Genomic DNA, 14,174 nt, shown 5'->3' with positions numbered 1-14,174 from the left:
GGTGTTCTTTTTGTATTTTCATACTAAATTGTGGCAGTTGACGTAGTTGTTGTGGCTTTAGCCACTTACAAATACGGCTGCAATTCGACGAAGTCAATTGCCTCTAAACGTTAATTCGTTGCTGGACAGCAGAATACAAACGAAAACACTTTGCATCTTGCAAGGTGTTTTTTTCTATGAGAACCGGCGGTGCGCAATTAGGATAGCTCTAGCGACTTTAGTCGTGTAGAGATATGCTATGCACAGTTGCCCCAAGAAAACAAGCGAAGTGATGTTTGATTGGATGGCAACCACTGCACTCAAAACGTTAATCAATACGATACTACCAACGTTTACAGACATTCAAGAGTATTCTCTTGGATGTCTTTTTTGTATAAAAAATAGTTGTTTTTCGGAAAGTTAGCTATTAATATTTATCAATGATAAAAATAGCATGTTTTAAGGGAATGACCCCACAAAGTGAGAATTTAATAAAAAGACTTGACATAGTTCGTTTACAATGGTAAACTTATTTTAAACATATTTGTTTACATCTGTAGACAACTAGGGAGGAAGGAGAATGAGCACAATAGAACTTAATACTTATATCACAGATGCAGAATGGGAAGTCATGCGTGTAGTTTGGGCAAATGATCGAGTAACCAGTAAAAAAGTCATTTCCGTATTGCAAGAAAAAATGGACTGGACACAATCCACTATCAAAACGATCTTAGGTCGATTAGTTGGAAAAGGCGTACTAAATACAGAGCAAGAAGGTAGAAAGTTTATTTACACTGCCAATATTGAAGAGAAAGAAGCCGTAAGGAATTATGCAGAAGATATTTTTAACCGTATTTGCAATAAGAAAGTCGGAAATGTAATAGGAAGCATCATTGAAGATCATGTTTTAAGCTTCGATGATATAGATCGACTAGAAAAAATATTAGAGATGAAAAAATCTTTCGCAGTAGAAGAAGTGGATTGCACTTGTCCAGAAGGACAATGCGAATGTCATTTACATCATCATTAAGCATAAGGAGGAATTTAAAATGAATAATGACAACAAATATTCGTCCCATAATCACTGCGGGCACTGTGGGCATGATCACAGCGAGCACAGTGGGCATAATCACAGCGGGCACAGTGGACATGATCACAGCGAGCACAGTGGGCATAATCACAGCGGACACTGTGGGCATGACCACCATCATCACGGAAGCTTTAAGGAACTTTTCTTAAAGTCATTGCCACTAGGAATCATTATTATGTTCTTTTCCCCTTTGCATGGATTTAAACTACCATTCCAGTTTACTTTTCCATATTCTGATATTGTAGTAGCTATTTTATCTACCATATTAATTATTTATGGCGGACGTCCATTCTATCAAGGTGCAGTTGACGAATTTAAACAAAAAAAACCTGGAATGATGGCACTCGTTTCTTTAGGTATAAGTGTTTCATATTTATACAGTATTTATGCTGTGATCATTACCTACGTAACGGGTGAACACGTGATGGACTTTTTCTTTGAATTTGCTTCATTACTATTAATCATGCTATTAGGTCACTGGATTGAGATGAAAGCTATTGGAGAAGCAGGAGACGCACAAGCAGCATTGGCTAAGTTAGTGCCGAAAGATGCTCACGTTGTATTAGAAGACGATTCAATTGAAACACGACCAGTTGCTGACTTACAGGTAGGTGATTTAATTCGTGTTCAAGCCGGAGAAAATGTGCCAGCAGACGGGATTATCGAGCGTGGCGAATCACGTTTAAATGAAGCTCTTCTAACTGGGGAGTCAAAAGCAGTAAAAAAAGGCCCTGGCGATGAAGTAATCGGGGGCTCAACAAATGGAGAAGGGGTTCTTTATATTAAAGTGCTTGAGACAGGTGATCAATCCTTTATCTCTCAAGTACAGAATTTAATCAGCCAAGCTCAAAGTCAGCCTTCCAGGGCAGAAAATATTGCGCAAAAGGTTGCAGGGTGGCTCTTCTATATTGCTGTTATTGTCGCGCTAATTGCTTTTGTAGTGTGGATGATTATTGGAGATATCCCAACGGCAGTTATATTTGCTATTACTACATTAGTTATTGCTTGTCCGCACGCATTGGGTCTGGCTATTCCATTAGTAACCGCCCGTAGCACAAGCTTAGGAGCTAGCCGTGGCTTACTAGTAAAAGACCGCCAAGCCTTAGAAATAGCTCAAGATGCAGATGTGATGATTTTAGATAAAACGGGTACTTTAACAACTGGTGAATTTAAAGTATTAGATGTAAAACTTCTTAATGACAAATATACAAAAGAGGAAATCATTGCCTTATTGGCAGGTATTGAAGGAGGATCTAGCCACCCAATTGCTCAATCAATTGTAAGTTTCGCCGAGCAGCAAAATATACGTCCAGCATCTTTTGATTCGATTGATGTGATTTCCGGTTCTGGAGTAGAGGGTAAAGCAGGTGGGCACCGTTACCAATTAATCAGTCAAAAAGCCTATGGACGTAATCTTGATATGGATACTCCAAAAGGAGCAACTCTTAGTGTCTTAGTAGAAAACGATGATGCCATTGGTGCTGTAGCTTTAGGGGACGAATTAAAACCAACAAGTAAAGAGTTAATTAAAGCTCTTAAAAAGAACAATATTCGACCAATTATGGCAACAGGTGATAATGAAAAAGCGGCTCAAGGCGCGGCAGTAGATTTAGGGATTGAATATAGATCAAATCAATCTCCACAAGACAAATATGAGTTAGTTAAAACACTTAAAGATGAAGGAAAGAAAGTTATCATGGTAGGTGATGGTGTAAATGATGCTCCTTCTCTTGCCTTAGCAGATGTTGGTATAGCTATAGGTGCTGGAACTCAAGTTGCATTGGATTCAGCTGATGTCATATTGACTCAATCCGATCCAGGAGATATTGGATCATTCATTGATTTAGCACACAAAACAACTCGTAAAATGAAACAAAACCTATTTTGGGGAGCTGGTTATAACTTTATAGCTATCCCTCTAGCTGCAGGAATTTTGGCTCCTATTGGTATCACATTAAGCCCTGCATTAGGAGCAATCCTAATGTCTGTGTCAACAGTCATCGTCGCCATTAATGCTATGTTATTACGTTTAGATCCAAAAAATAACGGTTAACAGATTGAATGATTGAAACTCCTTAAAGTATCAAGATACAATATTTTACAGGAGAAGAAGAGATGTAAGTAATGGCTCTTTGTAAAATCGTGTTGGTAGAAGTAGACGATTTTTCTACCAACACGATTTTTAATTTATTATAGAACTGATTTCTGTGAAAATCCTATAAGCCACCTATTTCGACAGTTTTATAGCTTGTTATTCTATTTTCTTGACAATAATACCACCGTCTCCACACGTTTTTTAACCATAAAAAGACACCTCCATGAGCATTTGATTATATTGTACCAAATCCAACTTGGAGGTGTTTTTATTTAATTCTCATTTACGGGGGTCAGTGCCAATTAAAATTGCGTATTTTTTATTTAAAATGTATTAGAATTAAATTCATATAAAATATGCACGAAAAATAAATCAAAATTAAAAAGTACAAATTAATGAAGTGATTATTGATAAAAATAGTTAATAATTGGTTAAACAAAATATATAACTCGTTTATAAATTTATAGAAATGAACCATTATAAATCTCTTCTTAAATATTGAAAAAACCATTGGCAGTGGACATACTTTAAGACTATATATTTCTGAAACTAGTTTCACAATACAAATATTGACATGCAATTATTAATTGGTGGATTTTAAGTTGACATCTACAAAGTTTAATGTTAAAATAAATTCAAAAATATATTTGAATGAGGTGTTTTATGATTCAAAATATTGTTACTTCAATAATCCTGTATTCTGGGACAGCCGTAGACTTACTTATTATCCTAATGTTATTTTTTGCCAAAAGAAAAAGCAGAAAAGACATCATTAACATCTATTTAGGACAATTTCTAGGCTCTGTTAGTCTAATATTGCTAAGTTTACTTTTTGCATTTGTCTTAAATTATATTCCTAGTAAAGAGATTTTAGGTTTGCTCGGTTTGATTCCAATTTTCCTAGGACTCAAAGTTTTGCTTTTAGGAGATTCTGATGGAGAAGCTATTGCAAAAGATGGTTTGCGCAAAGATGATAAAAACCTGATTTTTCTAGTCGCTATGATTACTTTTGCAAGTTGTGGCGCTGACAATATTGGTGTCTTTGTCCCATATTTTACCACCTTAAATTTAGCGAATTTGATAGTGACTTTACTTACTTTTCTAGTCATGATTTATCTCTTGGTTTTTTCTGCCCAAAAATTGGCACAAGTCCCTTCTGTTGGAGAAACTTTGGAGAAATATAGCAGATGGTTTATTGCCGTTGTCTATTTAGGATTGGGGATGTATATCCTGATTGAAAACAACAGCTTTGACATGCTGAGGGCTGTGTTCGGCTAGGAGAAAAAATTATGAAAAAAGATAGTATCTGTCAAGTGGATGTTATAAATCAACAAAATGTTATAACCGCAACGAACTACCTTGAAAAGGAAAAAGTCCAAAAATCACTTCGTATTTTATCAAAGTTTACCGATAATAAACAGATAAATATCATCTTTTATCTCCTTGCTGTTGAAGAACTCTGTGTCTGTGATATAGCCTGTTTACTAAATCTCAGTATGGCATCTGCCTCTCACCATCTTCGTAAACTAGCCAATCAAAATATCTTGGACACTAGAAGAGAGGGGAAAATTATATATTATTTTATAAAGGATGAGGAAATCAGAGATTTTTTTAATCAACTAGGATAACAACTATTTTTACTACTTTTCCATGATTATAGGGAGATTATAATCGTTGTTGTTTCAACGGTAGCAAACTGGTTTTTACATAAAGTAATTGATAAACCCAATATAGATCAGAAAGAATTACTTGAAGCTACCGCACAATATAGAAAGTTATTGATACCTGACCAAATAATTAAAGGAGTGGGATTGATTCTATACTTAATTCTCTATCCTCCGATTATGATGTATAGTGTTTTAATTGCGGCATTTTACATCATAACTTTAAAAACACTATCTGAAAAAAGAGTGAATAACTAAAAAATGGTGATCAAAGTTAGGTGTATTATTTTAATGCTCACAGACCTAAACTATTCCCCTATTTATAATCTATTGATTCATATTTTATGAAATTAATCAGTAGATATCGTTCTGAAAAGCCTTGATAATACGCTGTTTTTAGTCCAACTGAAACCCATACTTTCCAAACCAGGTCTTAAGAAAGCTCGTAAAGCTTCACAATTTAGTAAACGTTAATTCGAAAGAATTACAATACTTACAAAGAGTACCTTTCGAGGTGTTCTTTTTGTATTTTCATACTAAATTGTGGTAGTTGACGTAGTTGTTGTGGCTTTAGCCGCTTACAATTACGGCTGCCATTCGACGAAGTCAATTGCCTCAAAACGTTAATCAACACGATACTATCAACGTTTACAGACATTCAAGAGTATTCTCTTGGATGTCTTTTTTTGTTTCAAAAATACAAAGTTGACCCCGTTATTTTTTTGATTTCAAGTATCCATTTCATCTCTATTTAGAAAAATATCAAATCAATTCTTATTCAGGATAAGAGTTTTGACCTAAATCATTTACAAAATGACAAAAATAATGATATTTTTGACTATTATCATTGTCAAAAATAAAAAGATATGTTACAATGTAATCAAGTTAAAGAAATAAGACTTTGAACGGAGAAACTATGAGGATATCGGTAATAATATCTTATATAATAACAAAGGAGGAAAAATCAGATTCTACCATTTTTGGGATATCTAAGCGAAGTGGCTGAGTTTGATGACAATGGTAAATATGAAGCTAAAAAATCGTTTAAAAGAGCTTCGCGCTCGTGATGGTTTAAACCAAACCGAGCTTGCAAAGCTAGCAGGTATATCTAGGCAGACCATTAGTTTGCTAGAGCGTGATGAGTATACCCCCTCTATTATTATCGCCTTGAAAATCTCTCAGATATTTCATGAGCCAGTAGAGTCGGTATTTCGCTTAGAGGAGGAAGAATCATGAACAAATATAGAGTAATTTATTATCTTTGTATCATTGCCTTTATAGCAAATGTTTCGATGATGATCGGGACCTTGATGGGATGGTTTCACATTTTAGACAGTAATTATTTTTTCTGGAGTGGCTTGATTTTTAGTTTAGTATTTGAGCGGATAGAAAAGAAAGTAAAAGAAAGAGTATAAAAGGAGTAAGATTATGAAAGAGTTTTTGGCAGATTTTCAAGTAGATACCGAACATAAAGAAATTGCAGGGGTTTGTGCCGGTATCGCCCGTTATTTCAATGTAGACCCTCTGATGATTCGTGCATTAGCCGTTTTGCTTTTTCTATCTTCGATAGAAATTAGTCTTCTCACAGTGATAAGTTATGCTTTTTTAGCTGGCTGGATGGGAAATGAATCTCTTGAAGTAGTCATCAAAAAATCAGGGTACAAGATTCTATTTTTCTATCTAGTTTCCATTCTCCTGAATAGTTTTGGTGATCAAGTTTTAACGGCTACTTTTGGATTTGGGCATGCTCTGGTTCAAGGACTGCTAGGTTTATTTTAGAAAGAAGATAGAAAATGAAAAAGAAACATTTATTACTATTGTTAGGAAGTTTATTGTTGGGTGGTTTAATCGGAATGTTTGGTGCTACCTTTACGAATCTTCATTTAAACATTTCTCAAGAGCAAGTACAGTTTATTTTGACGACCATCTTTTTCTATCTGGGAATACTATCGACAATAGTAGCTCTCTATTTTATCATGAATAGTAGGAAAGTTTATGCTAGCTACCTAGCAGAAGAAGATGATGAATTAAACGAGCTAGCTTATATTAAGATGTATCGCTCTCTAGATTATGGGACAGTTGCTTACAATGTTTTGCAAGTTAGTATGCTTTTTAGCTTGCTTACAGTGTTGCCTAGCCACGATTTACCGATATCAGCTTTTCTCTTAGCAGTATTAACCATTCTTGTTGGAAGTTTCTGCATCAAAACAACGAGCAAAATTCGTAATTACCAACTCTCTATTTTAGCCACACCAAAAGAGGTATTAGATTATCTAGAAACCTATGACGAGGGAGAGAAACAAGCGGAAATGGTAGAGGCTTATTTAATCTTGTTCAAACTCAATCAGCTAATCTTACCGTCTGTCTATATCATCTTGTTTGCCCTATCCATTATTCTTGGTCAAGTACAGTTAGTTGCTGCCCTTATAACTGCTGTCATCCATCTCTATATCAATATTGCACAATTAAGAAAAACAAAACGTTACTTTAAATAACAGGGATTTCTATGAATCGTGTCGCAAATGTAGGTGACGATGTTGAAAGGAATGAATCAATCAAAATAAATTTCATTCCAAGATAGAGCTAAACACAAAATTCTAAAAAGTTTGTAAAGTAGCTTTAGTAAACGTTCTTTTAAAAGTATGCTAATCATTACAATGAGCACCCTTCGGGGTGTTTTTTTTGTATAACTGAATTTGAAGCAAATAAAAACCACCCTATCTTCCACGGTCAAACATGACTGTAGAAAATAGAGTGGGTCTAGGATGTTAAAGACTATTTGTCGTCTTTATGAAAGATATTTTTAACGCCCTTGATAGCTCCTTCAACAGCTTCTTTTGCATCTTCAGCAACTTCTTTTGCTTTTGAAGCAACTTTTTCAGCAGTGCCTTCAGCTTCTGTTTTTGTATCGCCGGTTAATTTACCAAGGCCTTCTTTAACAGAACCTTTTGCTTGGTTCAATTTTTCTTCTAATGACATAGCGTCACCTCCATGAAGTTAGTCGTTTATTTCTCTGAATGCAATACTGTTGATTTAAAAAAATAAAAAATATTTGTCTCAGATTAGAATGAGTATATTCTTTTTAAAATGGAAAGTCAAATTTTTGCTACGGCTAAAAAACAGGATCGCTTTCCGGTCACGAATAATGACCGACTAATAAGTCACGACATTTCGTTTTTACAGCAAAGATTTGAAACGAAAAAAGCAAAAAACTTTTTCTGTCTCCAATGAAATAAATGGTATAATAATCGTGAATGGAAACATCGTAACGCTGTTTTTTGAAAAAGAGAAGATAAATATGAAAAGAATCCTCACAACCTACCCTATTATCAGCACTTTAGCTCTAATCTGTTTGTTGCTTGGTCTATTGACTTCCTTTTATGGGGATGCTATGTATGACCTATTGGCCTTTCATTCGAAGCCGGTCTATGGTTGGCAATATGTCAGTGGGACCCTGATGCACGGTAGTAAAGGCGCACCTATCTGGTTTTTATGGGTCCATTTGTTGTTAAATGGACTCATGATCCTTCCCTTCGGAGGACTGCTAGAAAGAAAAAGAGGCTCCAGACAAGTCTTAATCGTTTTTGTGACGGCGACAGTCCTCTCTTCCATCGTTTTTCACTTTTTAACCCAGGAGCAGGACATTCAGGCAACAGGGATCTCTGCTGTAGGATACGGCTTTGTGACCGGAGGGGTTATGATCCTGCCAAACGTGTGGAAAGAATTTTCACGTACCGTAAAATGGCTTTATCTATTCTTGATTTTTCTATCTGGCCTCATGCTCTTACCAGCAATTACCGGATGGATCTCAACGCTATTGCATCTTTCAGGGATTGTGAGTTATCTATTGGTCTTTATCGGAAGTAATATCTTGAAGGGGAGAGCTAAAAGTTCCTGATATAGTAAATGCAAGGTAGGGTCATTCCTAACAGACGCTCAAGAGGAGAATCTTGGGCGTTTTTTTGATAAAAATTTTTTGCATTCTTTTAATTGAAGCTATCATTGAATTGAAGCTATCATTGAATCATGGCTAGTTGTATGCTATAATAATCAAAAATTGAGTGATCACTCAATTTTGCAATGGAGGTATGTATTGTATGACTGTAAAAGCGGTTCAATTTCACCGATTTGGTAATATAGATGTCTTAGAATTAGCAGAGGTAGAACCAGAACCACTAAAGGAAAATCAAGTGAGAGTCAAGGTAGCTGCCGTAGGATTAAATCCGGTGGATTATAAAATTTTTGAGGGTGTTAAACAGCTTCGGATGTTATCCCTTTTAATGAAACTAAGGCATCCTAGTAGATGGTTTGAGAAAACTTCTTCTTTATTCCCTAGAGGCGTTGCACGTGATTTTGCTGGGACAATCATTGAAGTAGGTGAAAATGTAACTCAGTTTTCGGTAGGAGATAGAGTCTTTGGGACGATTATAAGTGCACCTGGTCTTGGTTCAAAAAGAGGAGCATTAGCAACTGAGATTTGTGTGAAGGAGACGGAGATCGCTTCTATGCCATCTAATATTGATTTTCTGCATGGATCAGTCTTGGGGGTTAGTTCCTTAACGGTAGGAGGAGCTTTTCGAAAAATTAATATTGGAAATAAGGATACAATTGTCATTTCAGGTGCATCTGGAGGAATTGGATCGATTGCAGTACAATATGCTGTTTCAAAAGGTGTCAGAGTTATTGGAATAGCTAGTGCTGGTAATGCGGACTACCTCAGATCGATCGGTGCCATCCCGATTTCCTATCATGAATCGATCAAAGAAAAAATTCAAGAACTCTCAGGAGTAACTGTTACCAAGATGTTGGATTGTTATGGGGGAGACTATGTAAAATTAGGCTTCCAATTGGGTTTGCGAGGTGATCAAATTGCTACCCTGGTTCCATCTCCTTCTGCTATCTTGAAAGGAGCTCAATTTACAGGCCCACGGCATTCACAATATGATGACTTCCTATCACTTGCAGAGCTTGTTTCCAAAGGGGAAATTTCAGTTCGTTTGGATAAAATCTATCCATTTTCATTACCCGAAATAAAAGAAGCATACAAGGATCTTGAAAAAGGGCATACCAGAGGGAAACGTGTGATTGTGATTCAAGAGGAGTGAGGAGGAAAGGAAAATGGTTGATCTAAATCAAGCTTGTGTTCGTCATATTCAACTCATGAGATTGAGTGATAAACAAAAACGTGTTCTAATTGCCAGTTTAACCTTGTTTTCCGAAATCGGTTTTGAAAAAACTACATCGCTTGACATTGCACGCCGAGCGGAAGTATCAGAAGGGACTGTTTTTAGCTATTTTAAAACAAAAGAAGGCATACTCAATACGCTTCTCCTCTTATTTTTTGATCAGGTCATACCTGAAACAATTGAATTGTTTACTGATCAAAAAGTTCTGTGTAACGATGAAAGTGTTACAGTTTTTTTTTCGGAGTATGATCGAGGATCGACTAAATTTTCTGACCAACAATAGAGATATTATAAAAATTCTCTTTTCAAGGTGTTTAATTGATTCATCTTTGTTTGAAAAAACTGGGGACATCGTTCAGAACAATATTGTAATACCACTCAATCCTATTTTAGATAGATATAAGGCGAAAGGAGAGCTGGTTAATTGGCCTAATGAACGAATCATTCGTAATCTTATCTCCTTAATGCTATCTTATGCTGTGCCATCCATGCTAAATAGTAAAGCAATTGATGTGGGAAAAGTTTCAGATGAGATGATTGAAATTCTAGCAAATAGGATAGTCTTGTGATTCCTATTCTATACCAAGGATGTTACAGTGAGAGGATTCATCTTTGATTTTAGTTCAATAAGGATCTCAAAAAATGAAAAGAACTCTACTTCCTTGACTCTTCCTCTACCAGGCCGTATAATATTCTATATCAATGAAGAAATCACCTTTTGTCATTGTGCAAAGGGTGATTTTATAACGAAAAAAAGGAGACACAATGGGGTATATCTCTACAATCAAAACAGCTGTTCAGCTCTTCCCTTTTTTGGCTTTTTTGCTGACCTTGCCCTACATGATTTTGAATTATCGAAAATATGGTTCGGTCAATAAATTGCGGGTGCTGATTTTCTATTCTTTTATGCTTTACTTGATGACGGTCTATCTCTTGGTGATCCTGCCTCTGCCGGATCCAAGTAAGATTCATACTAGCTACTCGGAAATGGTCAATCTCCAACCTTTTGCTTTTGTAGTGGATTTTTTCAAGGAGAGCCCCTTTGATTTAGCGCAGACTGGTACTTGGATTCAAGCCCTTAAGCATCCAACTTTTTATGTGCCTGCCTTTAATGTCCTAATGTTGATTCCTTTTGGGATGTATCTACGCTATTATTTCAAGTGTGGTTTTAAGAAAACGATTCTCCTGACAGCCCTCTTTAGTTTCTTTTTGGAGTTGACCCAGTTATCAGGTCTCTATTTTCTGTATCCGGGCCCTTACCGCCTAGCAGATGTCGATGATATTATTCAAAATACCACTGGTGGTGGAGTGGGTTATCTGCTTGGTTGGTTCCTGGTATGGTTATTGCCAACAAGAGACGAAATTGACGAGCATTCTTTCCGAGTAGGGACGAAAGTATCTGGTTTCCGGATGGGTCTTGCCTTCTTGATCGACTTTGTGATGCTATCCTTGCTTTACGCGGTAATCGAGCGTATAGAGACGGTTCCTTATGTAGCAGTTTTGGCTGTTTATTTTGGTTTGATTCCCTTGTGGCGGGGCAAAACCTTGGGAATGGCTTTATTGAAATTCCGCTTGCATTTTGACAAGCAAAAATGGCTTCGCACCATCTGGCGGGGAATCCTAGTAGTAGGTTATTTCTACTTGATTCCTCAAGGGTTGTTCTATTTGATTTCGCTCTTGAATAGCGATTTGACGGACAATTCCCTCTTAACCCTGTCCATGATTTTATTGCTCTTCTTTGTGCTTTTATTGTACCTGATTCTCACTCTTGCTATCGTCTTGCTCAATCGTCGCTTTCCCTTTGACCGTCTAGCTGGAGCTGAGTATGAGAGTACGGTGCGAGTGAAGAAAGAGCTCTTAAAAGATGAAACTGAATCGTCAAAATAGAGAGAGTGGGACAGAAATCGGTAATTCGTTAGAATTCGATTTCGTCGTCCCACCTCCGCACAGTTGAGTAGGGCTGTAAAAGCTGATGAAATCAGCGTAGTAGAGCCCACTCAACCACTGCGTCTTGCTCGACAATCCAAAAACAATAAAGAGGCTAGGACTTTTGTCCCAGCCTCTTTATTTTTTTATACACGTTTAAAATATCCGAACGTTCCCAGTTGAGGAGGGCGATTTTAAGGGGAATGTGCTACAATGGAAGCAAATAGATAGAATGGAGCAGTGAAATGAAAGCAATTATTACAGTCGTTGGAAAAGACCAAAAAGGAATCGTAGCGGGTGTCGCAACGAAAGTAGCAGAATTAGGACTCAATATCGATGATATCTCTCAAACCGTATTGGATGAATACTTTACCATGATGGCGGTTGTATCGTCAGATGAGAAAAAAGATTTCACACAGCTCCGTTCAGAGTTGGAAGAATTCGGACAGTCTCTTCATGTAAAAATCAATATCCAAAGCGCAGCGATTTTTGATGCCATGCACAATTTGTAAGATAGGGGTTGAGAATTTATGGACATTAAACAGGTAACAGAAACCATTGCCATGATTGAGGAGCAGAACTTCGATGTTCGGACTATCACCATGGGGATTTCGCTTCTCGATTGTATTGATCCGGATATCGAAAAGGCAGCGGAAAAAGTCTACAAGAAGATTGTGACAAAGGCCAAGGACTTAGTGGCTGTTGGGGATGAGATCGCGGCGGAACTCGGCATTCCCATTGTGAACAAGCGGGTTTCGGTCACTCCGATTTCCATTATCGGAGCAGCAACCAATGCGACAGACTATGTACCCTTTGCCAAGGCGCTGGATCGTGCAGCGAAGGAAGTTGGGGTTAACTTTATCGGTGGCTTCTCAGCCTTGGTTCAAAAAGGCTACCAAAAAGGGGATGAAATCCTCATTAATTCCATTCCTCGCGCCCTTGCAGAGACGGATTTTGTCTGCTCTTCAGTCAATATCGGATCGACCAAGACGGGGATCAATATGACCGCTGTTCGAGACATGGGCCGCATCATTAAAGAAGCATCTCAAGCAGATCCGATGGGGCCTGGTAAGCTCGTAGTCTTTGCCAATGCGGTAGAAGATAACCCCTTTATGGCGGGAGCCTTCCATGGTGTCGGTGAAGCGGATGTCGTCATCAACGTTGGGGTTTCAGGACCTGGTGTGGTCCAACGGGCGATTGAAAAAGTCCCTGGTGCAAGCTTTGATGTCTTGGCAGAAACGGTTAAAAAGACAGCCTTCAAGATTACCCGTGTCGGCCAATTAGTGGGTCAAATGGCTAGTGAACGTCTTGGTGTGGAGTTTGGGATTGTAGACTTGTCTCTCGCGCCAACACCAGCTGTTGGGGATTCGGTTGCCCGTGTTCTTGAAGCTATGGGTCTTGAAGTGGTAGGAACCCATGGTACTACTGCAGCGCTCGCTCTGCTTAATGACCAAGTGAAAAAAGGCGGCATCATGGCTTGTAACCAAGTCGGTGGTCTGTCAGGCGCCTTCATTCCGGTCTCAGAAGATGAGGGGATGATTGCGGCGGTCCAATCGGGTCATATCAACCTAGAAAAGTTGGAAGCCATGACTGCCATTTGTTCAGTCGGTCTGGATATGATTGCTATTCCAGCTGATACTCCAGATACAACCATTGCGGCCATGATCGCCGATGAAGCAGCTATCGGGGTAATCAACCAAAAGACAACAGCGGTTCGGATCATTCCTTATGGGGAAGAGGGCGATATGTTAGAGCTCGGAGGGCTTCTTGGGTCTGCTCCGGTAATGAAGGTCAACAAGGCTTCGTCAGCTGATTTCATTTCCCGTGGTGGCCAAATTCCAGCTCCGGTTCATAGCTTTAAAAACTAAGAGAAATCTAGTATAATAGTAGAAAATAGAAAAGTCTGTGATGATGAAACTCCAGACTTTTTTCTTGCAAAAGGAGACAAGATGGCTAAAACAAGATTATTTGTGATTCGTCATGGGAGAACCATGTTTAATACCATTGGCCGTGCTCAAGGCTGGTCCGATACACCCTTGACAGCAGAAGGAGAACGAGGGATTCAAGCTCTAGGAATCGGCTTGCGTGAGTCCGGTTTGGAGTTTACTCGAGCTTATTCCAGTGATTCAGGCCGTGCCATTCAGACAATGGGGATCATTCTTGATGAATTGGGCTTGAAAGACCAGATTCCTTATCGCTTTGACAAACGGATCCGCGAGTGGTGTTTTGGTAGC

16 protein-coding genes and 1 pseudogene are annotated in these 14,174 nt (G+C 37.9%); 16 read left to right on the top strand and 1 reads right to left on the bottom strand.

The window, feature by feature from the left end; all coding sequences use genetic code 11:
* Positions 1-559: 559 nt before the first annotated feature.
* From HMPREF2704_RS04265 to HMPREF2704_RS04230, 9 genes and pseudogenes are all read left to right on the top strand, one after another.
* Positions 560-1,009 (top strand): CopY/TcrY family copper transport repressor, encoded by a 450-nt coding sequence (locus HMPREF2704_RS04265; protein WP_070845765.1) that lies wholly within the window; start codon positions 560-562, stop codon positions 1,007-1,009.
* A 19-nt stretch (positions 1,010-1,028) separates the two neighbouring features.
* Positions 1,029-3,122 (top strand): heavy metal translocating P-type ATPase, encoded by a 2,094-nt coding sequence (locus tag HMPREF2704_RS04260; RefSeq protein WP_070845763.1) that lies wholly within the window; start codon positions 1,029-1,031, stop codon positions 3,120-3,122.
* 705 nt (positions 3,123-3,827) lie between these two features.
* The gene (locus HMPREF2704_RS04255) at positions 3,828-4,442 is read left to right on the top strand and encodes a CadD family cadmium resistance transporter (protein WP_302849557.1); all 615 of its coding nucleotides are present in this window, start codon (positions 3,828-3,830) and stop codon (positions 4,440-4,442) included.
* Between the two features lie 11 nt (positions 4,443-4,453).
* Complete coding sequence (gene cadX / locus HMPREF2704_RS04250) at positions 4,454-4,792, top strand: Cd(II)/Zn(II)-sensing metalloregulatory transcriptional regulator CadX (RefSeq protein WP_003004755.1); 339 nt, start codon at positions 4,454-4,456, stop codon at positions 4,790-4,792.
* 39 nt (positions 4,793-4,831) lie between these two features.
* A pseudogene (locus HMPREF2704_RS11670) lies at positions 4,832-5,086 on the top strand (hypothetical protein); the annotation flags it as partial.
* 768 nt (positions 5,087-5,854) lie between these two features.
* Positions 5,855-6,064 (top strand): helix-turn-helix transcriptional regulator, encoded by a 210-nt coding sequence (locus HMPREF2704_RS04245; RefSeq protein ID WP_031576108.1) that lies wholly within the window; start codon positions 5,855-5,857, stop codon positions 6,062-6,064.
* Positions 6,061-6,243 carry a hypothetical protein gene (locus HMPREF2704_RS04240; protein ID WP_049499707.1) on the top strand — a complete coding sequence of 61 codons (183 nt, stop codon included), beginning with the start codon at positions 6,061-6,063 and terminating at the stop codon, positions 6,241-6,243. The genes HMPREF2704_RS04245 and HMPREF2704_RS04240 overlap by 4 nt, the downstream gene beginning before the upstream one ends.
* Positions 6,244-6,256: 13 nt before the next feature.
* Complete coding sequence (locus HMPREF2704_RS04235) at positions 6,257-6,607, top strand: PspC domain-containing protein (protein WP_049523591.1); 351 nt, start codon at positions 6,257-6,259, stop codon at positions 6,605-6,607.
* Between the two features lie 14 nt (positions 6,608-6,621).
* The gene (locus HMPREF2704_RS04230) at positions 6,622-7,323 is read left to right on the top strand and encodes a DUF3169 family protein (protein ID WP_049523593.1); all 702 of its coding nucleotides are present in this window, start codon (positions 6,622-6,624) and stop codon (positions 7,321-7,323) included.
* Positions 7,324-7,603: 280 nt separating this feature from the next.
* On the opposite strand, the gene HMPREF2704_RS04225 is transcribed toward HMPREF2704_RS04230, so the two are convergent.
* Positions 7,604-7,807 carry a CsbD family protein gene (locus tag HMPREF2704_RS04225; protein WP_049471982.1) on the bottom strand — a complete coding sequence of 68 codons (204 nt, stop codon included), beginning with the start codon at positions 7,805-7,807 and terminating at the stop codon, positions 7,604-7,606.
* A gap of 319 nt (positions 7,808-8,126) precedes the next feature.
* Here HMPREF2704_RS04225 and HMPREF2704_RS04220 point away from each other — a divergent pair, with 319 nt between their 5' ends.
* The 7 genes from HMPREF2704_RS04220 to HMPREF2704_RS04190 form a co-directional block, all read left to right on the top strand.
* Positions 8,127-8,726: a rhomboid family intramembrane serine protease gene (locus tag HMPREF2704_RS04220; RefSeq protein WP_049523594.1), complete on the top strand. Its 600-nt coding sequence runs from the start codon at positions 8,127-8,129 to the stop codon at positions 8,724-8,726.
* Between the two features lie 199 nt (positions 8,727-8,925).
* Entirely contained in the window at positions 8,926-9,933 is a 1,008-nt protein-coding gene (locus HMPREF2704_RS04215; RefSeq protein ID WP_049523596.1) for an NADP-dependent oxidoreductase, read from the top strand.
* A gap of 13 nt (positions 9,934-9,946) precedes the next feature.
* The gene (locus HMPREF2704_RS11510; protein ID WP_256318011.1) at positions 9,947-10,297 is read left to right on the top strand and encodes a TetR/AcrR family transcriptional regulator; all 351 of its coding nucleotides are present in this window, start codon (positions 9,947-9,949) and stop codon (positions 10,295-10,297) included.
* Between the two features lie 482 nt (positions 10,298-10,779).
* Entirely contained in the window at positions 10,780-11,901 is a 1,122-nt protein-coding gene (locus HMPREF2704_RS04205) for a VanZ family protein (protein ID WP_049523601.1), read from the top strand.
* 284 nt (positions 11,902-12,185) lie between these two features.
* Entirely contained in the window at positions 12,186-12,452 is a 267-nt protein-coding gene (locus tag HMPREF2704_RS04200) for an ACT domain-containing protein (RefSeq protein WP_003004214.1), read from the top strand.
* A gap of 18 nt (positions 12,453-12,470) precedes the next feature.
* Positions 12,471-13,808: a PFL family protein gene (locus HMPREF2704_RS04195; protein ID WP_070845759.1), complete on the top strand. Its 1,338-nt coding sequence runs from the start codon at positions 12,471-12,473 to the stop codon at positions 13,806-13,808.
* 81 nt (positions 13,809-13,889) lie between these two features.
* On the top strand, positions 13,890-14,174 hold a 285-nt coding region (locus HMPREF2704_RS04190), incomplete at its 3' end, for a phosphoglycerate mutase family protein (RefSeq protein ID WP_141760637.1).

The sequence above is a fragment of the Streptococcus sp. HMSC076C09 genome (genome assembly GCF_001837905.1).
GTDB lineage: Bacteria > Bacillota > Bacilli > Lactobacillales > Streptococcaceae > Streptococcus > Streptococcus parasanguinis_I.
The sequence above is the reverse complement of the archived record's forward strand: the minus strand, read 5'-3'. Positions and strand labels throughout refer to the sequence as shown.